General features: G+C 63.4%; 25 protein-coding genes. 12 read left to right on the top strand and 13 right to left on the bottom strand.

Annotated elements, in window-relative coordinates:
• The first annotated feature begins 5 nt into the window (after positions 1–5).
• Positions 6–992 (top strand): NAD(P)H-quinone oxidoreductase, encoded by a 987-nt coding sequence (locus tag B6V76_RS10850; RefSeq protein WP_088727474.1) that lies wholly within the window; start codon positions 6–8, stop codon positions 990–992.
• Between the two features lie 65 nt (positions 993–1,057).
• The gene (locus tag B6V76_RS10845; protein ID WP_166504580.1) at positions 1,058–1,522 is read left to right on the top strand and encodes an STAS/SEC14 domain-containing protein; all 465 of its coding nucleotides are present in this window, start codon (positions 1,058–1,060) and stop codon (positions 1,520–1,522) included.
• A gap of 4 nt (positions 1,523–1,526) precedes the next feature.
• Here the strand turns inward: B6V76_RS10845 and B6V76_RS10840 are convergent, their stop codons facing one another.
• Complete coding sequence (locus B6V76_RS10840) at positions 1,527–2,177, bottom strand: ribonuclease T2 (RefSeq protein WP_088722265.1); 651 nt, start codon at positions 2,175–2,177, stop codon at positions 1,527–1,529.
• 132 nt (positions 2,178–2,309) lie between these two features.
• Here B6V76_RS10840 and B6V76_RS10835 point away from each other — a divergent pair, with 132 nt between their 5' ends.
• Positions 2,310–3,086 carry a cell cycle transcriptional regulator TrcR gene (locus B6V76_RS10835; protein ID WP_075773894.1) on the top strand — a complete coding sequence of 259 codons (777 nt, stop codon included), beginning with the start codon at positions 2,310–2,312 and terminating at the stop codon, positions 3,084–3,086.
• Positions 3,087–3,268: 182 nt separating this feature from the next.
• On the opposite strand, the gene B6V76_RS10830 is transcribed toward B6V76_RS10835, so the two are convergent.
• Complete coding sequence (locus B6V76_RS10830) at positions 3,269–4,330, bottom strand: hypothetical protein (RefSeq protein ID WP_206184204.1); 1,062 nt, start codon at positions 4,328–4,330, stop codon at positions 3,269–3,271.
• A gap of 220 nt (positions 4,331–4,550) precedes the next feature.
• On the opposite strand from B6V76_RS10830, the gene B6V76_RS10825 reads away from it, so the two are divergent.
• Complete coding sequence (locus tag B6V76_RS10825; RefSeq protein WP_088727404.1) at positions 4,551–5,300, top strand: SDR family oxidoreductase; 750 nt, start codon at positions 4,551–4,553, stop codon at positions 5,298–5,300.
• Here the strand turns inward: B6V76_RS10825 and B6V76_RS10820 are convergent.
• A complete protein-coding gene (locus B6V76_RS10820; RefSeq protein WP_088722268.1) occupies positions 5,297–5,707 on the bottom strand; it encodes a metalloregulator ArsR/SmtB family transcription factor in 411 nt (136 codons plus the stop codon). The genes B6V76_RS10825 and B6V76_RS10820 overlap by 4 nt on opposite strands.
• A 215-nt stretch (positions 5,708–5,922) precedes the next feature.
• Here B6V76_RS10820 and B6V76_RS10815 point away from each other — a divergent pair, with 215 nt between their 5' ends.
• The 5 genes from B6V76_RS10815 to B6V76_RS10795 all read left to right on the top strand — a co-directional run bounded on the left by B6V76_RS10815 (position 5,923) and on the right by B6V76_RS10795 (position 8,560).
• A complete protein-coding gene (locus B6V76_RS10815; protein WP_088727403.1) occupies positions 5,923–6,279 on the top strand; it encodes an AtpZ/AtpI family protein in 357 nt (118 codons plus the stop codon).
• Positions 6,280–6,286: 7 nt separating this feature from the next.
• Complete coding sequence (locus B6V76_RS10810; protein WP_233243003.1) at positions 6,287–7,042, top strand: F0F1 ATP synthase subunit A; 756 nt, start codon at positions 6,287–6,289, stop codon at positions 7,040–7,042.
• Between the two features lie 64 nt (positions 7,043–7,106).
• Positions 7,107–7,343, top strand: coding sequence for a F0F1 ATP synthase subunit C (locus B6V76_RS10805; RefSeq protein ID WP_038144344.1), 237 nt, complete (start codon positions 7,107–7,109; stop codon positions 7,341–7,343).
• 91 nt (positions 7,344–7,434) lie between these two features.
• Positions 7,435–7,998, top strand: coding sequence for a F0F1 ATP synthase subunit B' (locus tag B6V76_RS10800; RefSeq protein ID WP_075773900.1), 564 nt, complete (start codon positions 7,435–7,437; stop codon positions 7,996–7,998).
• A gap of 4 nt (positions 7,999–8,002) precedes the next feature.
• Entirely contained in the window at positions 8,003–8,560 is a 558-nt protein-coding gene (locus tag B6V76_RS10795; RefSeq protein WP_075773901.1) for a F0F1 ATP synthase subunit B, read from the top strand.
• Between the two features lie 58 nt (positions 8,561–8,618).
• Here the strand turns inward: B6V76_RS10795 and B6V76_RS10790 are convergent, their stop codons facing one another.
• From B6V76_RS10790 to B6V76_RS10780, 3 genes are all read right to left on the bottom strand, one after another.
• Positions 8,619–9,380 carry an FCD domain-containing protein gene (locus B6V76_RS10790; protein ID WP_075773902.1) on the bottom strand — a complete coding sequence of 254 codons (762 nt, stop codon included), beginning with the start codon at positions 9,378–9,380 and terminating at the stop codon, positions 8,619–8,621.
• Positions 9,381–9,478: 98 nt separating this feature from the next.
• A complete protein-coding gene (locus B6V76_RS10785) occupies positions 9,479–10,159 on the bottom strand; it encodes an OmpA family protein (RefSeq protein ID WP_075773903.1) in 681 nt (226 codons plus the stop codon).
• Between the two features lie 141 nt (positions 10,160–10,300).
• Positions 10,301–11,155 carry a methylated-DNA--[protein]-cysteine S-methyltransferase gene (locus tag B6V76_RS10780; protein WP_088727402.1) on the bottom strand — a complete coding sequence of 285 codons (855 nt, stop codon included), beginning with the start codon at positions 11,153–11,155 and terminating at the stop codon, positions 10,301–10,303.
• Between the two features lie 115 nt (positions 11,156–11,270).
• Between B6V76_RS10780 and nth the strand changes: the two genes are divergently transcribed.
• A complete protein-coding gene (gene nth, locus B6V76_RS10775; RefSeq protein ID WP_088727401.1) occupies positions 11,271–11,915 on the top strand; it encodes an endonuclease III in 645 nt (214 codons plus the stop codon).
• A 19-nt stretch (positions 11,916–11,934) separates the two neighbouring features.
• Positions 11,935–12,921: an adenosine kinase gene (locus B6V76_RS10770; RefSeq protein ID WP_088727400.1), complete on the top strand. Its 987-nt coding sequence runs from the start codon at positions 11,935–11,937 to the stop codon at positions 12,919–12,921.
• Positions 12,922–12,961: 40 nt separating this feature from the next.
• On the opposite strand, the gene B6V76_RS10765 is transcribed toward B6V76_RS10770, so the two are convergent.
• Both B6V76_RS10765 and B6V76_RS10760 read right to left on the bottom strand, forming a co-directional pair.
• On the bottom strand, positions 12,962–13,342 hold the full coding sequence (locus tag B6V76_RS10765; protein WP_075773907.1) for an HIT domain-containing protein: 381 nt from the start codon (positions 13,340–13,342) through the stop codon (positions 12,962–12,964).
• 11 nt (positions 13,343–13,353) lie between these two features.
• The gene (locus tag B6V76_RS10760; RefSeq protein WP_088727399.1) at positions 13,354–14,928 is read right to left on the bottom strand and encodes a DUF5928 domain-containing protein; all 1,575 of its coding nucleotides are present in this window, start codon (positions 14,926–14,928) and stop codon (positions 13,354–13,356) included.
• Between the two features lie 150 nt (positions 14,929–15,078).
• Between B6V76_RS10760 and B6V76_RS10755 the strand changes: the two genes are divergently transcribed.
• Positions 15,079–15,897: a sulfotransferase family protein gene (locus B6V76_RS10755; protein WP_088722273.1), complete on the top strand. Its 819-nt coding sequence runs from the start codon at positions 15,079–15,081 to the stop codon at positions 15,895–15,897.
• Here the strand turns inward: B6V76_RS10755 and B6V76_RS10750 are convergent, their stop codons facing one another.
• From B6V76_RS10750 to uvrC, 5 genes are read right to left on the bottom strand one after another with little or no spacing between them, the layout of a single operon-like run.
• On the bottom strand, positions 15,898–16,338 hold the full coding sequence (locus B6V76_RS10750; protein ID WP_088727398.1) for a molybdenum cofactor biosynthesis protein MoaE: 441 nt from the start codon (positions 16,336–16,338) through the stop codon (positions 15,898–15,900).
• 1 nt (position 16,339) lies between these two features.
• Positions 16,340–16,588 carry a molybdopterin converting factor subunit 1 gene (moaD, locus tag B6V76_RS10745; RefSeq protein WP_075773911.1) on the bottom strand — a complete coding sequence of 83 codons (249 nt, stop codon included), beginning with the start codon at positions 16,586–16,588 and terminating at the stop codon, positions 16,340–16,342.
• Complete coding sequence (pgsA, locus tag B6V76_RS10740; RefSeq protein ID WP_075773912.1) at positions 16,581–17,210, bottom strand: CDP-diacylglycerol--glycerol-3-phosphate 3-phosphatidyltransferase; 630 nt, start codon at positions 17,208–17,210, stop codon at positions 16,581–16,583. The genes moaD and pgsA overlap by 8 nt, the downstream gene beginning before the upstream one ends.
• 45 nt (positions 17,211–17,255) lie before the next feature.
• Positions 17,256–18,314 carry a lysine-2,3-aminomutase-like protein gene (locus tag B6V76_RS10735; protein WP_088725421.1) on the bottom strand — a complete coding sequence of 353 codons (1,059 nt, stop codon included), beginning with the start codon at positions 18,312–18,314 and terminating at the stop codon, positions 17,256–17,258.
• A gap of 1 nt (position 18,315) precedes the next feature.
• Complete coding sequence (gene uvrC / locus B6V76_RS10730; protein ID WP_077701319.1) at positions 18,316–20,223, bottom strand: excinuclease ABC subunit UvrC; 1,908 nt, start codon at positions 20,221–20,223, stop codon at positions 18,316–18,318.
• Positions 20,224–20,234: the final 11 nt, after the last annotated feature.

Below are 20,234 nucleotides of genomic sequence, written 5' to 3'. Positions count from 1 at the left end.
TCGAGATGCCGACCGGGATGCGCTGCGTCGAGATTTCCGAACATGGCAAGCCGGAGGTGCTGAAGGAAGTGACCCGCGCCGTGCCGGTCGCGGGACATGGCGAGATCCTGATCGAGGTGGCCTATGCCGGAGTGAACCGCCCGGACGCGCTGCAGCGTGCGGGCGCCTACAATCCGCCGCCCGGCGCGTCGGATCTGCCGGGGCTGGAATGCTCGGGTCGGGTCGCGGCGATCGGCCCGGGCGTCACCGATTGGGAGATTGGCGACGAGGTCTGCGCGCTGCTGCCCGGTGGCGGATACGCGGAATACGCGACCTGCCCGGCGGAACATGCGTTACCCGTGCCCGCCGGGCTCGATCTGAAATCGGCGGCCTGCCTTCCCGAGACCTGCTTCACCGTCTGGTCGACCGTTGTGATGCGCGGCGGCTTGCAGGCGGGCGAGCGGTTCCTCGTGCATGGCGGCTCGTCGGGCATCGGCACCACCGCGATCCAGATCGCGACGGCGCTGGGTGCGCGGGTGTTCACCACCGCCGGGTCAGCGGAGAAATGCGCGGTCTGCGAAGAACTCGGCGCGACCGCGATCAACTACAAGACCGGCGATTTCGTCGACGTGCTGAAGGCCGAAGGCGGGGCGAACCTCGTGCTCGACATGGTGGGCGGCGACTATATCGCGCGCAACATCAAGGCGATGGCCGATGACGCGCGGCTGGTCTTCATCGCTTTCCTCGGCGGTCCGAAGGCTGAAATCAATTTTGCGCAGGTCATGGCGAAGCGGCTGACGCTTACCGGAGCGACGCTGCGCCCGCAATCGGTTGCGGCCAAGGCAGAGATCGCGCGGCAATTGCGCGCCAATGTCTGGCCGATGATCAATTCGGGCAAACTGCGGGTGATCCATGACAGCAGCTTCCCGCTGGCCGAGGCCGCAAAAGCTCATACCCGGATGGAGACGAGCGAGCATATTGGCAAGATCGTGTTGGAAGTTGCGGGCGGCTAAACTTTCGTGAAGCGCGCGCCGGGTGTATGCTTGCGGCGCGCGCGAACCAACGAGGGGAGGCAGTCATGAGCGAAGGACGCTTTGAATTTCTGGATGGATTTCCGGCGGATGTGCTGGCTTTCGAAGCCAAAGGCACGATCGGTGCGGAAGCCTACGAAAAACACCTCATCCCGGCGGTGGAGAAGAAGATCGCCGCCGAGGGAAAGGTGAAGCTGCTCTATATCATCGGGGAAGAATTCGACGGCTACACTGCGAAGGGAGCATGGGACGACACCAAGCTGGGCCTGTCGCATCTGGGTGATTTCGCCGCCGTGGCGCTGGTCAGCGATGTCGACTGGATCCGCTGGGGCGTGCAGGCCTTCGCGCCGATGATCCCCGGCACGGTCAAGCTGTTTCATCTCAGCGAGCTCGAGCAGGCGAAAGCGTGGATCTGTTCCTCGGGCAAGCCGGAGGAAGATCACAGTCACGACGTCGCGGCGACACACAAGCTCCCGACGCTGGAAGATCGTCAGCCGCCGCTCGACGAATAGCGCCTCAGCGCACCTTTTCCATCAGCGCGTCCGACAGGCTGCAATCGCGGATCGTATCGGCCCCGCAGCGGCGCGGCTCCAGCTCCTTGGTCAGGCAGATGCGCGCTTCTTGGATGCGTCCGGATTTGCAGGTGATGGTGATCTCGTCGGCATCGAGGCCGGGATTGGCCTCGAGAAACGCCTGCTCGACCACTTTCGCGGGCAATCTTACGTCGCGGTCGAGGTTCGCCAGCACGCGCGGAATTTCGATGCTCTCGTAAGCCTTGCGCTCCAACGCGAAGTAATCCGTGGCGGACAGCCCCGAGCAGCGCCCGTGCTTCTTCCACTCGTACCACGCCAGCCCCGGCGCGCCGGTCAGGTCCTCCATCGCTGCGGTCTGCTGGCGCGACGGATCGCGCTGCGGCGTGCGGCAGAAGCTGGGCCAGCCGGTCTCGTATTGCGGCCAGAGCCCGTGCAGCACGAAGCCGCGATCCTCCGCCGGGTCACATTGCGGCGAGTTGCGCGCGTCGCCGGTCAGCGCGCACCACGTGGGCGACCAGCTGAGCGAGAGGAGGTAATAGTCGAAATCGCCCGCGCGCTCGCCCTCGGCGGAGACGCTGGATGTGAGGGTCGAAAGCGCAAGCAGGGCTGCGGTCAGAAGGCTCAAACGAGTCATTTTCTCTTTTCTCCTGACGCGCGATTGACTATATGAGGCGGCAATTCCCCTTCCAGAAATGGACCGCGGCAGGGAAATCTCGCGCCGCAGCCGATTTCTCGGCCCGGGAGAGATATGTAAAGGATGGCTGCAATGACGAACAAGCCCCTGATGGCAAAGGCCACCGCCGTGTGGCTGGTGGACAATACGACGCTCAGCTTCAAGCAGATCGCGGATTTCTGCGGCCTGCACGAGCTGGAAGTACAGGGCATCGCCGATGGTGACGTCGCCACCGGCGTGAAAGGCTTCGATCCGGTCGCCTCGAACCAGCTCGATCAGGAAGAGATCGACAAGGCCGAGAAAGACCCGCTGCACAAGCTGAAGCTGAAGTTCAACAAGGCGGCGCTGGGCGAGGACAAGCGTCGCGGCCCGCGGTACACCCCGCTGTCGAAGCGTCAGGACCGTCCGAACGCGATCCTGTGGCTGGTGAAATTCCATCCGGAACTGGCCGATGCGCAGATTGCGCGTCTCGTTGGCACCACCAAACCCACGATCCAGTCGATCCGCGAGCGCACGCACTGGAACATCCAGAACATGACCCCGATCGATCCGGTCGCGCTGGGTCTTTGCCGCCAGTCGGAACTGGATATCGAAGTGCAGAAGGCCGCGAAGAAAGCCGCCGCCGAAGGCGTGATGAGCGATGACGAGCGCCGCAAGCTGGTCTCGACCGAGCAGTCGCTGGGCATGCCCGACGAACCGCGTCTGCCCTCGGGCATCGCCGGCCTGGAGAACTTCTCCTCCTCCGATCTCAAGCAGGAGACCGAGGAAGAGGAAGAGACCGCGGACAATGCCGACTATTCGGACGCGGACAGCTTCTTCAACCTGCCCGACGACAACGAGGACGAGGACGAAGACGACAACCACAAATAAGTTGTCGCCATTGCGAAAGATCAGGGCCGCTCCATCGGGGGCGGCCTTTTCACATTGCGGGTGCGACGTTTCGCATCGCTGAGGATGGAAAAGGAACACGGGCGACGAATGAACCGTCGCCCGTCGCTGATATGGCGGAGTGAGTTGCTCGAGAGACGGCCCTGTTCCGCTGCAGCCGCGACTTACTGCTTCAGCACCACCGGCTGGAACGAGAACACGGCGTCGGATTTCGGATCGACCGTCATCTCGACCCAGCTGTTGTCGCTGCTGCCGAAGACCTCGACGCGGGTGAAGTTCGCGGTGCTGCGGCCATCGGGCTGGATCATCGGCTTGTCGACCTTGAAGTAATGGGAGTCGCCATGGACCAACAGGACCTGACCTTCGAAGTTATGCGTCTCCTCGACGAGAGTCTTGTAGAAGTCGGTGAAGCCGTTCTTGTCGTCGAGGGTCGGAAGGAAATCCTCTTCGTAGCCGCCGTCGCTTAGCTCGAACGGGAAGAAGATGTCGGCCTGAATGTCGATCAGGATGCCCGCGTCGTTATTCTCGCGCGCCTTCGCGAAGGACTCCTTGAGCCATTCGACGTTCTTCGGATTGCGGGCTTCGTATTCCGCGGTTGCGGCATCGCAATCGGCCTGCGTGCGGTCGGATTTCTTGGTGCACTGCTTGTCGGTCACGACGAGGTTGTTGTTGCTGCCCGGCACGTTGAGGGCCACGAACATGACGTTGTCGCGCTCGAAACGGCTGTTCTCGCTGTAAGCTTCGCCCGGCGTGCCCTGACGTTCGACGTCGATCGGGTTCTGGCCTTGCGACTTCGCGGCAGCAAAGAAGGTCTTGCGCAGGTAGGACAGCCGCTCGACCGGGTCGTAGCTGCCGTTGTTGGTCCGGTGGCAGTCGACCCATTCATTGTCACCGAGGGCGTAGAGTGTCGGCATGTCGAGGCGGTTGAAGATCGCCTGCACGTCCGCCCCGATCGCCTGATCGGTGCACTCGCTGCTGCCGCTCTTGGTGTCGCCGGCGAAGATCGTGAAGTCGAGATCGTGTGCGTTCATCGAGTCGACGGTCTGGTCGATCCAGTTCGCCTTTTCCTCCGGGTCCTTGCTGTAGAACTCGTCGCCCCAGAGCGCGACCTTCAGCACGCCCGCGTCGGAGGCGGATTGTGCATGGGCCGGAGCCAACAGGGCAGTGGAGAGAACGGCAGCAGCGAGCGCCGCGCAAAGCGTGATCGAACGGGAAGGACGTGGCATAGATACCCCCAAGGTAGACTTGATATGACGAAGGCCCAGAGGGTGGCGCGGTGCATCGGGCGGCAGACCGTCGGCTCGGGGCGCTTCGGGCGTCATAATACGCCGGGCTGTGACAGCCCGCTGACGCAGGGGCGAAGGATTTGTGACGCGGGCCGCGCCGCCACCGGCTGGACAGTCGCGACCCCGGGCGCGATGCTCCCGTCGAGAAGAGGAGGAACAGATGCCGGAATTCGCCACTTATCCGAGCCTGAAGGGCAAATCCGTGATCGTGACCGGGGGCGCCTCGGGGATCGGAGCGCTGATCGTCGACGGCTTCGCCGCGCAGGGGGCGAAAGTCGGCTTTCTCGACCGCGATGCGGAGGGGAGTGCGGCGGTCGCGAAACGGCTGGGCGTCGAGTACGAGCTGTGCGACCTGCGCGACATCGCCGCGATGAAGGAGGCGCTGGGTCAGCTGCGCGAGAAGATTGGCCCCGCGGAAGTTCTGGTGAACAATGCCGCGCGCGACGACCGCCACGACTGGCGCGAGATCGATGCGGAGTACTGGGACGAACGCCAGCACACCAACCTGCGCCACATGTTCTTCGCGATCCAGACGGTTGCGCCGGACATGATCTCGAAAGGGGCGGGGTCGATCATCAATATGGGCTCGAATTCGTGGTGGGAGGCCGGCAGCGGTTTCCCGGCCTACGCGACGGCGAAAGCGGCGGTGCACGGGCTGACCCGCACGATGGCACGCGAGTTGGGCGGGCATCGCATCCGGGTCAACACGGTCGTGCCGGGCTGGATCATGACGGATCGGCAGAAAACACTCTGGGCGACGCCCGAGGCGCTGGAGGATCATCGTCGCAATCAATGCCTGCCGGATCTGATCCAGCCGGAATATGTCGCGCGGATGGTGCTGTTCCTCGCGTCCGACGATGCGGCTATGTGCACCGCGAACAACTACATGGTCGAGGCGGGTTCGATTTAATCGGGTTGCGGCGCGTTGTTCGACGGCGCGTCGCTTTGCCCGGTCTCCAAGGGCTCGACGGGTTCGATCTCGACCTGCGCGAGTTCGGTTTCGAGGAATTTCTCGAACGCATCGAAGTCCAGCGGTTCGAACTGGCCGAAGCCCTGGATCCATGTCGTCGCGGCAGACATTGCGAGCGGCTCCAGCTTGCACCATTTCACCCGGCCGCGTTTCTCCTGCGAGATCAGCCCGGCATTGGTCAGGATCGCGAGGTGCTTGGAAACCGCGGCGAGCGACATCTCGAAGGGCTCTGCCACGTCGGTCACCGCCATGTCGTCTTCGAGCAGCATCGTCAGGATCGTCCGCCGGGTCGGGTCGGCGAGCGCGGCGAAGATCGCATCGAGAGAAGGGGCGGGCGGCGGTAGCATCGCTCCTTGATGGGGCGGTACGCGACAAACGTCAACCGATCGGTTGAATATGCCATTGCTCGCATTCCCGTGAGCTTGGCGCGGCGCGAAATTGATGCCTATTTTCAAAATCGTTACGGATCAATGGGTTGCGCGGTGCCTTCAAGGGGCTATCCGGAATTGACTCAGGCTGGGGGCGCGGCTATCACGGCTGGGACCTGAGTGGGGGCCGAACCATGCCTGATCACCGCTCCGACGAGCCCGATCCCGAGCGCCTCGCAGCGCTTGAGAAGAAGCTTGCGGCAGTGAGAAAGACGCAAGAACCGCCTCCGCAACGTGCCGATCATCATCTGTCCCAGGCGAACATGGCCTGGCGTATGGTGATCGAAATGGTTTCGGGGCTGGGGATCGGCTTCGGCATCGGATACGGGCTTGATGTGCTGCTTGGCACGATGCCTTGGATGATGGTGCTGTTCACGCTTCTCGGGCTCGCGGCCGGGGTGAAGGTGATGCTTCGCTCGGCCAAGGAAATGAACGAAGAGCGTGCGGCCGAAATGGCCGATGAAGAGGAAGACGACCGTGGCAAATCTTGAACAGGAAATGCGCAGTGAACTGACCTTCCACCCGATGGATCAGTTCATCGTTAAGCCCCTCTTCGGCGAGGGTCCGGTTCACTGGTACACGCCGACCAATGCGACGCTGTGGATGGCGATTGCCGTTCTGGCGATCTTCTTCATGCTGGTCATCGGCACCCGTGGCCGCGCCGTGGTACCCTCGCGCGCCCAGTCGATCGCGGAACTGTCCTACGGCTTCATCCACAAGATGGTCGAGGACGTGGCGGGCAAGGACGCGCTGAAGTTCTTCCCCTATATCTTCACGGTCTTCCTGTTCATCGTCTTCTCGAACTTCCTCGGCCTGCTGCCGCGCGGCTTCACCACGACTTCGCATATCGCGGTGACCGGTCTGCTGGCAGTCGCGGTGTTCGTTGCGGTGACCGTCATCGGTTTCGTCAAGAACGGCGCGGGCTTCCTGAGCCTGTTCTGGGTGGCTTCGGCCCCGCTGGCGCTGCGCCCGATCCTCGCGATCATCGAGGTGATCTCCTACTTCGTGCGTCCCGTCAGCCACTCCATTCGTCTTGCGGGCAACATGATGGCCGGCCACGCGGTTATGAAAGTGTTCGCCGCCTTCGCGCCGCTGATCCTGTTCTCCGGCGTCGGCCTCGCTGTGACCCCGCTGTCGATCCTCGCGATCACCGCGATGTACGGGCTCGAAGTTCTCGTGGCCTTCATCCAGGCCTATGTCTTCACGATCCTGACCTGCGTCTACCTGCGCGACGCGCTGCACCCGGCACACTGACCGGATAGCGGATCGAACCAGTTCACCAAGTTTCTGCCACTTCCAACCTCAAGGAGTTACGACAATGGAAGGCAATATCGTTCAAATGGGTGCTTACATCGGCGCTGGTCTGGCCTGCATGGGCATGGGCGGCTCGGCTATCGGTGTGGGCAACGTTGCCGGCAACTTCCTGTCGGGTGCCCTGCGCAACCCCTCGGCGGCCGCTGGCCAGACCGCGACCCTCTTCATCGGCATCGCCTTCGCAGAAGCGCTCGGGATCTTCTCGTTCCTCGTCGCTCTGCTGCTGATGTTCGCAGTCTGATCCAGCACGCTTTTCCTTGAGGGCGGGTGGGCTCATTCGGAGCCCATCCCGTGACCCGCAAGGGGATTTGTGATCAGGGTCGAGGGACGACATGGCAAGCGAAACGCAAAATACGGCGCACGCAGCCGCTGATGCGGCCCAAGGCGCGGCACATTCCGCGCAGCAGGGCGGCATGCCGCAGCTCGACTTCTCGAGCTACCCGAACCAGATCTTCTGGCTTCTGGTCGCTCTCGTCGCGATCTACTGGCTGCTGACGCGCATCGCACTGCCCCGGATCGAGGCAGTTCTCGCCGACCGTCAGGGCACGATCGCGGGTGACATCGCCGCGGCCGAGGACTTCAAGCGCAAGGCCGAAGAGGCCGAAGCCGCTTACGAGAAAGCTCTGGCCGAAGCACGCGCTCAGGCGCAGAAGATCGCAGGCGAAACCAAGGCCGAGATCCAGAAGGACCTCGACGCGGCCATCGCCAAGGCAGATGCCGAGATCGCGGCACGCTCCGCGGAATCGGAAGCGCGCATCGCGGAAATCCGGGACGGCGCACTTGCAGCGGTCGATCAGGTCGCCAAGGATACCGCCGGCGAGATCGTCGCGGCTCTGGGTGGCAACTCGGACGCAGCGGCTGTGAACGCAGCTGTCGAACAACGGCTGAAAGGGTAAGACGATGAAGAAACTCTCGCTTCTCCTTCCGCTCGTGGCGGCACAGCCCGCCTTCGCGGCAACTGGTCCGTTCTTCTCGCTGTGGAACACGAATTTCATCGTGACCATCGCCTTCATCATCTTCGTGGCCATCGTGCTCTACGCGAAGGTGCCGGCGACGCTGGGCAAGATGCTCGACAAGCGTGCGGCGAACATCCGTTCGGATCTCGACGAAGCTCGCAAGCTGCGTGACGAGGCACAGGCGGTTCTGGCCAGCTACGAGCGCAAGGCGCGCGAAGTGCAGGGGCAGGCCGACCAGATCGTCGCCGCCGCCAAGCGCGACGCCGAAGCCGCCGCAGAGAAGGCCAAGGAAGATCTGAAGGTCTCGATCGAGCGCCGCCTGAAGGCCGCTGACGAGCAGATCGCCTCGGCCGAGGCGCAGGCTCTGAAAGAGGTCAAGGACCGCGCCGTGTCGGTCGCCGTGGCCGCCGCTGGCGATGTGCTCGCCAAGCAGCTGAGCGCGTCGGACCGCGCCGCGATGATCGACAGCTCGCTTTCGGAAGTCGAACAGCGCCTGAACTGATCTTCCCTTACGGGTGACATTGAAAACCCCGGTCCGATGGGCCGGGGTTTTTCTTTATTCAGCGGTTATGTTCGAGACGTAATCGCGCGGTGGCCTCATTGCGCTCGGCCCGGCGCATCGCCGCCATCTCGACCTCGACGAATTCCATATGGGCCGCGATGGCCTTGCGCGCGGAGTTGGCGTCGCGGCGCTGGATCGCATCGTTGATCGCGCGGTGCTGGTCGAGCAGCTTGCTGCGCGTGCCGCGGTTCTTGAACATCATGGAGCGGTTGTAGAACACGCCTTCGGCCAGAAGATCGAACATCGCGCGCATCATATGGATCATGATGACGTTATGGCTCGCCTCGATGATCGCCATGTGGAACTGTGCATCGAGCTGCGCTTCCTGCGTGGGATTGCGCTTTGAATGGGCCGCTTCCATCTGAGAGAACAGGGTCTGGATCACTTCGAGATCGGTGTCCGAACCGCATTGCGCGGCGCGCTCGGCGGCCAATCCTTCCATGTCGCGGCGGAACGAGATGTAATCGAACAGCGCCTGGTCGTTGCGGGCAAAGAGCCGGATCAGGGCGGGCGAAAAGGCGGAATCGAGCACTTCGGCGACATAGATGCCCGCCCCGGCGCGGGTCGTCAGAAGGCCGGATTCCTGCAGCTCCGCGACCGCTTCGCGCAGACTTGGGCGCGACACGCCGAGACGCTCGGAGAGCTCTCGCTCCGAGGGGAGGCGCTCTCCTGGGCGCAGGATGCCCTGCAGGATGAGCTGCTCGATCTGTCGCACGACGGCATTCGCGAGCTTCTCGGATTCAATCTTCTGAAACGGCATTTCCCCCTCCATGTGGTCAAGATGTATGACCAGATCAGGGGGTAGGCAATGAAAAAAGGCCGGGATTTCCCGGCCCTTTTCCCGCTCTGATGAGCGATTTAGTTGTTCGGACGAATGATGAATTCGACCCGGCGGTTGGCCTGACGGCCTTCCGGCGTGAGGTTGCTCGCGATGGGCTGATCCTCGCCACGACCGGTTGGGATGACGCGGTAGCTCGGGACGCCGCCATTGATGAGGACATTGGCCACCGACTGCGCGCGCTGACGCGAAAGGCGCATGTTGTAGGCCGCATCGCCGGTGTTGTCGGTGTGGCCGACGACCTCGACGGTGGTATCCGGATAGCGGTTGAGGCTGCCGGCGAGCGTGTACAGATCGCGCTGCAGATCGGGACGCACGGCTGCGCTGTCGGTCGCGAAGAGCACGTCTTGCGGCATCGTCACGATCAGCTGGTTGCCCTGACGCACGACGCTGACGCCGTTGGTGGTCAGGTCGCGACGCAGTTCCTGTGCCTGACGGTCAAGCTGCGAACCGATCGCGCCGCCGATCACGCCGCCGACGATTGCGCCGGCTGCGGCTTTGGTCAGCTTCTCGTCGCCTTTGCTTTTCGCGCCGAGGGCGCCGCCGATCAGCGCACCGGTGATCGCACCGGCATTGCGATTTGCGTTCGGGCTCTGGTCGGGGTTGTTCGCCCCAGTATAGCCGCCCGGCACACAAGCGGTGAGCGCCATCGCTGCGGCGGCACTCAGAAGAATCGTTTTGGTCTTGAGAACGGTGGTCATGTTCTGTCTCTGCCTTCTCTGGTCGCCCCATGTTTCGAGGCTTGACGGAAGATACGCGTAAAAAACGCGCAGGTTCCATGCCCTTTTCGCGAAGCGCGGAATTCCGCGCATCATCTGCCGGTAGAAGCGGCGGAGCGACGCTCAATCTGCCTCTGCGCGGGCGCCTTCCCAGCCCAGAATCGCGCGTTTGACGCCCAAACCCCAGTGATAGCCGCCCAATCCGCCCGATTTGCGTAAGGCGCGGTGGCAGGGAATCAGGAAGGAAATCGAGTTGCGGCCTACGGCGGTGCCGACGGCGCGCACCGCTTTCGGGTGGCCGATCGCCTCGGCGATGTCGGAATAGGTCGTGACCTGTCCCGAGGGGATCGAGAGCAGCGCCTCCCACACCTTGATCTGGAAGGGCGCGCCGATCAGCGTCAGCTTCGCCTCGCCATGGCGGGAGAAGGCGGCGTCGACCCAGGCGCGCAGCAGCTCGGGGTCTTCGGTGAAGCGGGCCTCGGGCCAGCGGCGGGCGAGATCGTCAAATGTCTCCTGCTCGCCCATCTCGGCGGTGAAGCCCATGCCGCAAAGCCCCTGATCCGTGCCCATCGCGATCACCGGGCCGAAGGGGCTGTCGAACCGTCCCCAGCGGATCGCGACGCCTTCGCCGCCACGCGCGAAGGCGCCGGGCGTCATCGCTTCCCAGCGCAGCACCAGATCGTGCAGCCGGCCCGTGCCGGACAGTCCCGCACGGTCGGCCACCTCGTCGAGCGGCAGGCGTTGGCTGAGTAACTCGCGCACGAAGTCGAGCGTCAGATATTGCTGGTAGCGTTTCGGAGAGACCCCGACCCAGGCAGAGAACAGCCGCTGGAAATGCGCCGGGCTCATCGAGAGCCGCGCCGAGATCGCCTCGAGCGTCAGCAACTCGCCCGCCGCCTGTGCCGCGTCGATCTCGGCCAGCGCGCGGGCGATGACCTGATAGTGGTAGCTGTCGGCGATGTCGCTGTGGTCGTTCATCACGCACCTCTTGGGCTTTCCCCGATCCTAGGACGCGGGCGGCAGGCGCGCGACCCGAAAGCTGCGGTTTTCGCGTGGCCTTGCCCTTCGCGCGCGTGGCGGGCATTAGGAAAGCATGGCCAAGCAATTCGATTATGCCACGATGAAAGAGGTCTTCGCGCGGTTCGAAGCCTCCGAGCCCCATCCCAAGGGGGAGCTCGAGCACGTCAACGCCTATACGCTGGTGGTGGCCGTGGCGCTGTCGGCGCAGGCGACCGATGCGGGCGTGAACAAGGCCACGCGGAAGCTTTTCGCCGTGGCCGACACGCCCGAGAAGATGCTGGAGCTGGGCCTTGAGGGCGTGACCGAGCATATCAAGACGATCGGTCTCTTTCGGCAGAAGGCGAAGAACGTCATCAAGCTGAGCCAGATCCTCGTCGATCAGTATAACGGCGAGGTGCCATCCTCGCGTGCCGCGCTGCAATCGCTGCCGGGCGTGGGGCGCAAGACCGCGAATGTCGTGCTGAACATGTGGTTCGGCCATCCCGCGCAGGCGGTCGATACGCATATCTTCCGGGTCGGCAATCGCAGCGGCATCTGCCCGGGCAAGGATGTCGACGCGGTCGAGCGCGCCATCGAAGACAACGTGCCCGTCGAATACCAGCGCCACGCCCATCACTGGCTGATCCTGCACGGTCGCTATATCTGCGTGGCGCGCAAACCCAAATGTCAGGCCTGTCCGATCGTGGATCTGTGCCAGTTCGACGATAAGACCGTGTGAAACACGAGGAGAAAAACCTTTGAAACAGTATCAGGTCGTCGGCATCGGCAATGCCGTCGTGGACGTGATCGCGCAATGCGACGACAGCTTTCTCGAGCATATGGGCATCGAGAAAGGCATCATGCAACTGATCGAGCGCGAGCGCGGCGAAACGCTGTACGGCGCCATGAAAGAACGCACGCAGGCGCCGGGCGGCTCGGTTGGCAACACGATCGCGGGGCTGGGCAATCTGGGCCTGACCACCGCCTTTATCGGCCGGGTGCGCGACGACACGCTGGGGCGCTTCTACGAGGCGGCTCTGCATGGCGAGGGCACGGATTTCCCGAACCCGCCGGTGAAGGATGGCGAGCTGCCGACCTCGCGTTCGATGATCTTCGTGACGCCGGATGGTGAGCGTTCGATGAACACCTATCTGGGGATCTCGGCGGAGGTCTCGACAGAGGATGTCAGCCTCGAAGTGGTGGAGAACACGCAGATTCTGTTCCTCGAAGGCTATCTCTTCGACAAGGATCACGGGAAGGCCGCATTCCTGAAGGCGGCGCAGGGCTGTCACCGGGGCGGCGGCAAGGCGGGGATTGCGCTGTCGGACCCGTTCTGCGTCGACCGTCACCGCGCCGATTTCCGTCGCCTGGTGCGCGACCAGATGGATTACGTGATCGGCAACCAGCACGAATGGGAATCGCTTTACCAGACCGATCTGGATGCGGCGCTGGAGCAGGCGGCCGAGGAATGCGAGCTGGTGGTCTGCACCCGCTCGGGCGACGACGTGATCCTGATCCGTGGCGAGGAACGTGCCACGGTTCCAGTCAAGCGCGTGGTGCCGGTCGATGCGACGGGCGCGGGCGATCAGTTCGCGGCGGGCTTCCTCTACGGCTACGCGACGGGGCAGAACCTCGAGACCGCGGGCAAGATGGGCTGCGCCGCGGCGGCCGAAGTGATCGGCCATTACGGCGCGCGTCCGGAAGTGGATGTGAAGGCGCTCTTCGCAGAGCGCGGGCTCATCTGAACCTGCCAGGCGCGCCCGGGGAAAGGGCGCGCCGCCAGCCTTAACGCATCAGCAGCATCGGCCCGAGCGGGCGACCTGCGAGGATATGCAGGTGGTAATGCGGCACTTCCTGCACGCCATTCTCGCCCGCATTGGTAATGCCGCGATAGCCTTCGCCGCCTTCGCCCGGGCTCGCCCCGGTCATCTTGCAGACCTCGGCCACGGTGCGGTGGAAATCGACGATCTCTGCATCGCTGGCTTCAGCGCAGAAATGATCGAGCGCGACATAGGCGCCTTTCGGGATCACCAGCACATGCTCGGGCGCTTTCGGGGCGATGTCGCGGAAGGCGAGCGTATGCTCGGTCTCCAGAACGGTGTCGTTCGGGATCTCGCCGCGCAGGATTTTGGCGAAGATGTTCTGATCGTCATAGGTATAGGCCATGGCCTCTCTCCTCAGTCGCGGAAGATGTAGTCGAGTTCGGCCAATTCCTGCGCCATATCGGAGGGGATGTCGAGCGCATGGGCCAGCGCGCGTGCGTTGTCCTCGATCTCGCCGCCCTCGCGCATGAGCGCGTAATTCTCGAACTCGGCATCGCGGAGCCGTTCGGATTCATGATGCAGGTCGGCGCGGATCGTCGGCAGCATCTGATCGAGCACCTGCGGCGGCGTATGATGCCCAGCGAGGCCCACGCGTTGCGCGTGCCCCTTGAGATAGTCGTCGGAGAACTGGCACTCGATCTCGAGGATGCGGGTCTGGCATTTGTCGCGGGTGAAATCCTCGATCACGTCAAGCTCGGCCGGATCGACGCAGATCACCATGCGGTCGGCGTTCTCATGGTCGAACACCATCCGCATCAGGGCGCGGCGGTGACGGTTGCGCTTTTCAGGGCTGGTCTCGATGCCGCCGAGATCGGGCAGGGGGGCCATCTCGTTGAAAACGTAATCGAGCGCGGGGATCGAGGAGCGTTTGCGGAACTCGGCCACCAGCCGCTTCGCGACATGCCATTTCTTGCACAGGATCAGGGTCAGCGTGCGGGCGCGCCCCAAGGTCGCCTCCGCCTCCCAGAAGCGCGGTGCGAAGCGACGGCCGACGCGACCGCGCCCGGTCAGGAAGCGATGCAGCGCGCGGCCTTCGTTCGAGACGGCGAATTGGACGCCCTCGCGTGTCCACAGCTCGCCCAGACGCTGCTTCAGCTCCTTCGCCTCGGGGCTGATCTTGCGCGCGAAAAGGTAATCCTGCGCGAGCAGCAGGTCGTAATGGTCGTTGTAGAAATTCGCCGGCATACCGTAATCGGTGAACATGAGGAAGGTCAGCGTCCGGGCACGGATCTCGGTCTCGGGGATCAGGTGGTGGACGATGGTCTGAAAGAAGGTTTCGTCCGGAATCCATGTCGTGCGGAAGAACCGCATCACATCGGGCCGCGCCTTGATGAAATCGAGCACCTGCTCCATCGTGCGCCGCCGCAGGCACCACCATTGCGAGCCGATCATCATCTGCAGATCGCGCGGCACCTCGCGCGATAGCTTCAGCCGTTTCTGCAGGTTATAGGCAAGGTAGAACCGCTTGGGCTGATTGCGCTCGTTGAACCAGTGGCGATAGACCAGCCGGTCCTCCTTCATCCCGGTCTTGATCCAGCCAGACGAAAAGAAGTCGAAGCTTTCGATGTAATCGACCTCTTCAGCGTCGAGAAAGTCATGCGCGTATTCGGCCGATTTGATCTGCATGCAATCGCCCGAGAGCATGTAGAAATGCGTGGCGCGCGGGAAATCGGCGACGGCGGCTTTTACCGCCTCCAGGGTCGCGGCGACGAGGCTCCATTCGCCCCAGCCGCATTTGACGCGCTTTTTCGCGAAGGTGACATTGGGATTGGCATCGAGCGCGCTGCGCAGCTTGCGGTAATGCTCTGGTTTGGCGCGGGCATCGAAATGGATCGCCACATAATCGCCGGTCTGCGTCAGTCGTTCCGCCTGAGCGATGATCCCGTCCGGGTCCTTATGGGTCAGAAGAATAAAGGCGATTCGGGCCATACGGGAAACGATGCGCTGTCACTTGCTGGTATTATCCGACTTGTTAGCCGGAATGAGCGTTGAAAAGACAGGGTTTCTTTGCTCTTTACTCGATATTTATTATGTCTGCGTCACCCATTCACGGGTGCGCGACCTTCTGGAGGGCTTTGAATGGGATTTCCCGGAACCTGGATGACCGAGAGCGAAAGCATGGTGTATCGCGTCGTGCCGAAATGCGCCTGCTCCTCCATCGGGCAGATCATGTTCTATTCCGACCACGGGAAATTCTTCGACGGCGACATCCACGATTCCAAGACCGGGCTGCATAAGTGGTCGCAGGAGGAAAGCCAGACGCCGATCACCGAGAACGTGGTGGCGCACAAAAGCTACGCCTTCACCTGCGTTCGCAACCCGTATCAGCGCATCCTGTCGAGCTTCTTCGACAAGATCGCGGGCATCCAGCGCAACGGCAAACGCTATCGCGGAAATCTGGTGCCGCAGCTCGTGCAGAAGTACGGGATTGAGGTCGGCTCGCCGGAAGATAACTTCGATTTCGACCAGATCGCCTCGTTCCGCCGCTTCTTGCTGTTCGCGCGAGACACGATCCGCTGGCGCCGCCCGATGGAGCCGGACATTCACTGGTCGTCCATGTCGGGCCATATCTCGACCTTCATCGTCAATGGCGGGCGCTACGACAACATCTTCTTTACCGAGAAATTCAACGAAGGGATGCAGTCGGTGCTCGACGCGGTCGAGACGCCGGTGAAGGTCGATCTGGCCGACGTGCCGCGGTTCAACGAATCCGAAGGGCACGGGCCGAAGCGTGCGCATAAGGTCAGCGATTATTTTGACGACCTGTCGCGCCACCTGATCTGGGAAATCTACAAGAAGGATTTCCAGCTGTTCCAATACGATTTCGACGATCCGGATAACAAGATGCCGGTGGGCGAGGTCGATCTGGACGAGGTGCACGCAAAGCTGGGCGACTGATCACCAGCGTTTCAGCGCGTCCTCATCCTCATCCTTCGCGGCGACCCAGGAGGTGCCTTCGGGCCCGTGTTCCTTCTTCCAGAAGGGCGCGCGGGATTTCAGGTAATCCATCAGGAATTCGGCCGCCTCGAAGGCAGCGACTCGGTGGCGTGCGGCGGTGGCGACCATCATGATCTGCTCGCCCACGGCGAGACGTCCATGGCGGTGGATCACGGTCACGTCCGACAGGGACCAACGCTCGACCGCCTGATCCACGATACCCGCGATCGCGCGTTCGGTCATGCCGGGGTAATGCTCCAGCTCCAATGCTTCCATCGCGCCGGTGTCGTCGCGCACGATCCCGGTGAAGCTGACGACCGCGCCGACATCCGCGCGGCCCGTGCCGAAATCGGCAAGCTCTGCGCCCAGATCGAAGGGCTCGGCCTGAACGGAGACTTTCATCTCAGCCTCCCGTCATCGGCGGGAAGAAGGCCACCTCGCGCACACCTTCGAGCGGCGCATCGAACTCTGCCAAGTCCTGATCGAGCGCGACCCGCAGCGCCGAGATGTCGGCAAAGGCCGCCTCGTAGCGCGGCTCGCGCGCTTTCAGCTCCTCGACCAGATCGGCCACTGTTTTTGCCTCGGTCTCGACCTTTTCCCTCGGCAGGCCGATCCGCTCGCGGACCCATGCGAAATAGAGAACGTCAATCATGGCTCGGCTCCTTCAGATAGGGCAGGGCCTTGCGGAAATAGTCCCAGCCGGTGATCGCGGTCAGCACGGCGGCGATCCAGATCAGCGCAAGCCCCACATGGGTCGCGACATCGGCGGGGGTGGCGCCCATGCGGATATCACCTTCCCCCGCGCGCGGGGCCTGACCCTGTTCGAGATAGGCGAGCCCGGTACCGAGGAACAGCACCGCGATCGCCACCATCTGCGCGGTCGTTTTCCACTTCGCGAGCTTGGTCACCCGCAGCCGCCCGGCATCCGCGCCGAGGAATTCGCGCAGCCCCGAGACGAAGACCTCGCGGAACAGGATCACGGTGGCGGGCAGGATCAGCCAGGGGTTCATGCCCGAGTAGCCGGTCAGCACCACAAGCGCGATCACCACCATCGCCTTGTCTGCGATCGGGTCGAGCATCGCGCCGAAGCGGCTCTCCTGTTTCCACGCCCGGGCAAGGTAGCCATCGAACCAGTCAGTGATTGCTGCGCCGATGAACAGCGCGAGCGCCAGCCAGTCGGCCCAGGGCCGCGAGAAATAGAGGAACATGACCGCCACGCCCGGGGCAGCCAAGAGCCTGAGCACGGTCAGGATATTGGGAAGGGTCCATTTCATGGGAGGCAACCTAGCTGCGTGCTTGGCAAAGCGGAAGAGGGCGCGTTAACGGGTCGCGGGATCGCGATATGCATGCACCGTGCCGCGTCGGTCGGTCACATGCCAGTCTCCGGGACTGTCCCCCGGCGTGAAATGGTCGGACGTGATCGGCACTTTGCCATGCCCACCGGGGATGTCGAGCACATAGGTCGGCAGCATGGTGCCCGAGCAGCGGCGGCGCAGCTCGGCCATCAGCGCGCGGCCTTCCGCGATGGTGGTGCGGAAATGCGAGGTACCGCGCGCGAGGTCGCAATGGTGCAGGTAATAGGGTTTGACGCGCAGCTTGGTCAGGGCGCGGAACAGGCCCTCCAACGCGTCGGCACTGTCGTTGATGCCCCGCAGCAGTACGGTTTGAGAGAGCATTGGGATGCCGCGATCGACAAGTCGGGCGATGGCGTCGCGAGCGACAGGCGTAAGTTCCTGCGCGTGGTTGGTGTGCAGCACGATCCACGCAGTAGGCGCCTTGCGCAACAGAGCGCAAAGCTGATCGGTGATGCGCTCTGGCGCAACGACCGGAACGCGGGTGTGGAGCCGGACCTGGTCGAGATGGGGGATGCCGGAAAGACGCTCCAGCACCGCGCCGAGCCTGCGCGTCGACAGCGTCAGCGGATCGCCCCCGGTCAGGATCACCTCGCGAATGGCCGGGGTCGCGGCGATATAGTCGAGCGCCTGCGTCAATTGGTCTTCCGGCAGCGGCCCGTTCTCCCCCACCGTCTCGCGGCGGAAGCAGAAGCGGCAATAAACATCGCAGGTCTTGGTGATGTGCAGGATCACCCGGTCCGGATAGCGATGCGTCAGCCCGGGCGCTGGGGAATGGGCATCGTCGCCGATGGGGTCTTCCATTTCTTCGGGGCGGGTCACCAGCTCCGCCGCGGAGGGCACGAATTGCGCGGCCACCGGATCGGTCGGATCGGCGATGGCCCCACGCATCTCGGGTGTCACGCGGATGCGGAATTCCTTGGCGACGCGCTCCAGATCGACGCGCGCCCCCGAGGCGGTCAGCCCGTCGCGTTCGAGATCGGCCACGCGGGTCAGCGCGCGGGGGTGGCGGCTGTGATCGGTCATCTCAGCCCTTCTCGTTGAAGAAATTGTGGATGGTCTCGGCCATCGCCTCGGAGATGCCGTCGACCTCCATAAGATCGATCGGCGCCGCGCGGCTCACCGCCTTGGCGGAGCCGAAATGCGCCAGCAGCGCGCGTTTGCGGGCCGCGCCGATGCCCGGAATTTCATCCAGCGGGTTCGCCATCTGCGCCTTGGCGCGTTTCGCGCGGTGCGTGCCGATGGCCCAGCGGTGCGCCTCGTCGCGCAGACGCTGGATGTAATAGAGGACCGGCGATTGCCGGGGCAGGGCGATCGGGCGCTGGCCGGTGCGGTGGAATTCTTCCTTGCCGTGGTCGCGGTCGACGCCCTTCGCGACGCCGACCATCGCGACGTCACTCACGCCCATCTCGTCCATGATCTCGCGCACCGCCGAGACCTGGCCGGCGCCGCCGTCGATGAGCAGCAGATCGGGCCAGGATTCGGATTTGCGCTCTGGGTCTTCCTTCAGCAAGCGGGTGAAGCGGCGCGTCAGCACCTCTTTCATCATCCCGAAATCGTCGCCCGGCGTCAGGTCCGCGTTCTTGATGTTGAACTTGCGATACTGGCTTTTGATGAATCCTTCCGGCCCCGCGACGATCATCCCGCCCACGGCATGCGCGCCCTGAATATGCGAGTTGTCGTAGACCTCGATCCGCTGCGGGGGTTTCTCCAGCCCGAAAGCTTCGGCCACGCCAGCCAGCAGCTTCGCCTGCGCCGCGGATTCCGACATCTTCCGACCGAGGCTCTCGCGGGCGTTGCGCGCGGCGTTCTCGACGAGTTCGGCTTTCTCGCCCCGTTGCGGCACGGTGATCTCGACCTTGCGCTCGGCGCGCTCGGAGAGGAATTCGCTTACCAGTTCCTCATCCTCGACCGGGTGCGACAGCAGGATCAGCTTCGGCGGCGGGCGGTTGGTGTAGAACTGCGCGATGAAGGCCTGCAGGATTTCGGGCGCCTCGGCGCCGGAGCCGGTCTTCGGGTAGAAGTCGTGATTGCCCCAGCTTTGGTTCGCGCGGATGAAGAAAACCTGAACACAGGCCTGCCCGCCTTCCTGATGGAGCGCGATGACATCGGCCTCGGCGGTGGTACGAGGATTGATCCCCTGGCTTTGCTGCACGTTGGTCAGCGCCTTGATCCGGTCACGGAGCGCCGCGGCGCGCTCGAACTCCATATCGTCCGAGGCTTGCTGCATCTGCTCCGCCAATTCGCGCTGGATCGTGGTGGACTTGCCCTGCAGGAAGCGCTTCGCATCGTCGACCAGCGCTGCGTAATCCTCCTCGGAGATCTTGCCGACGCAAGGCCCCGAACAGCGTTTGATCTGGTATTGCAGACAGGGGCGTGTGCGGGTCTCGAACATCGAATCCGAGCAGTTGCGCAGCAGGAACACCCGCTCCAGCTGGTTCAGCGTGCGGTTCACCGCGCCAGCGCTCGCGAAGGGGCCGAAGTAATGTCCCTTCTCTTTGCGCGCGCCGCGATGCTTCTTGATCATCGGGTAGGGGTGATCGGTCGCGATCAGGATGTTGGGGAAGCTCTTGTCGTCGCGTGCGAGAACGTTGTAGCGCGGCTTGAGCTGCTTGATCAGGTTCTGCTCGAGCAGCAGCGCCTCGGTCTCGGTCCGCGTCGTGAGGAACATCATCGAGGCGGTCTCGAAGATCATCCGCGCGATCCGTGCCGAGTGTCCCGAGGGCCGCGCATAGTTCGAAACCCGCGCCTTCAGGTTGCGCGCCTTGCCCACATAGAGCACCTCGCCCTTCGCGTTCAGCATCCGGTACACGCCGGGCGATCCGTCGAGACGCTTGAGGTAATCCGCGATCAGAGCATGGCCCGTCAGCCCGTGTTGCGGGCGCGTGGCCGCCGGGGGATCGAGGGTGTCCTTGTTGTTCTCGTCATCATTCATGAGCAGGCTTC

It is taken from the genome of Thioclava sp. IC9 (genome assembly GCF_002213225.1).
GTDB lineage: Bacteria > Pseudomonadota > Alphaproteobacteria > Rhodobacterales > Rhodobacteraceae > Thioclava > Thioclava nitratireducens.
This window is presented reverse-complemented; position numbering and strand designations above follow the sequence as displayed.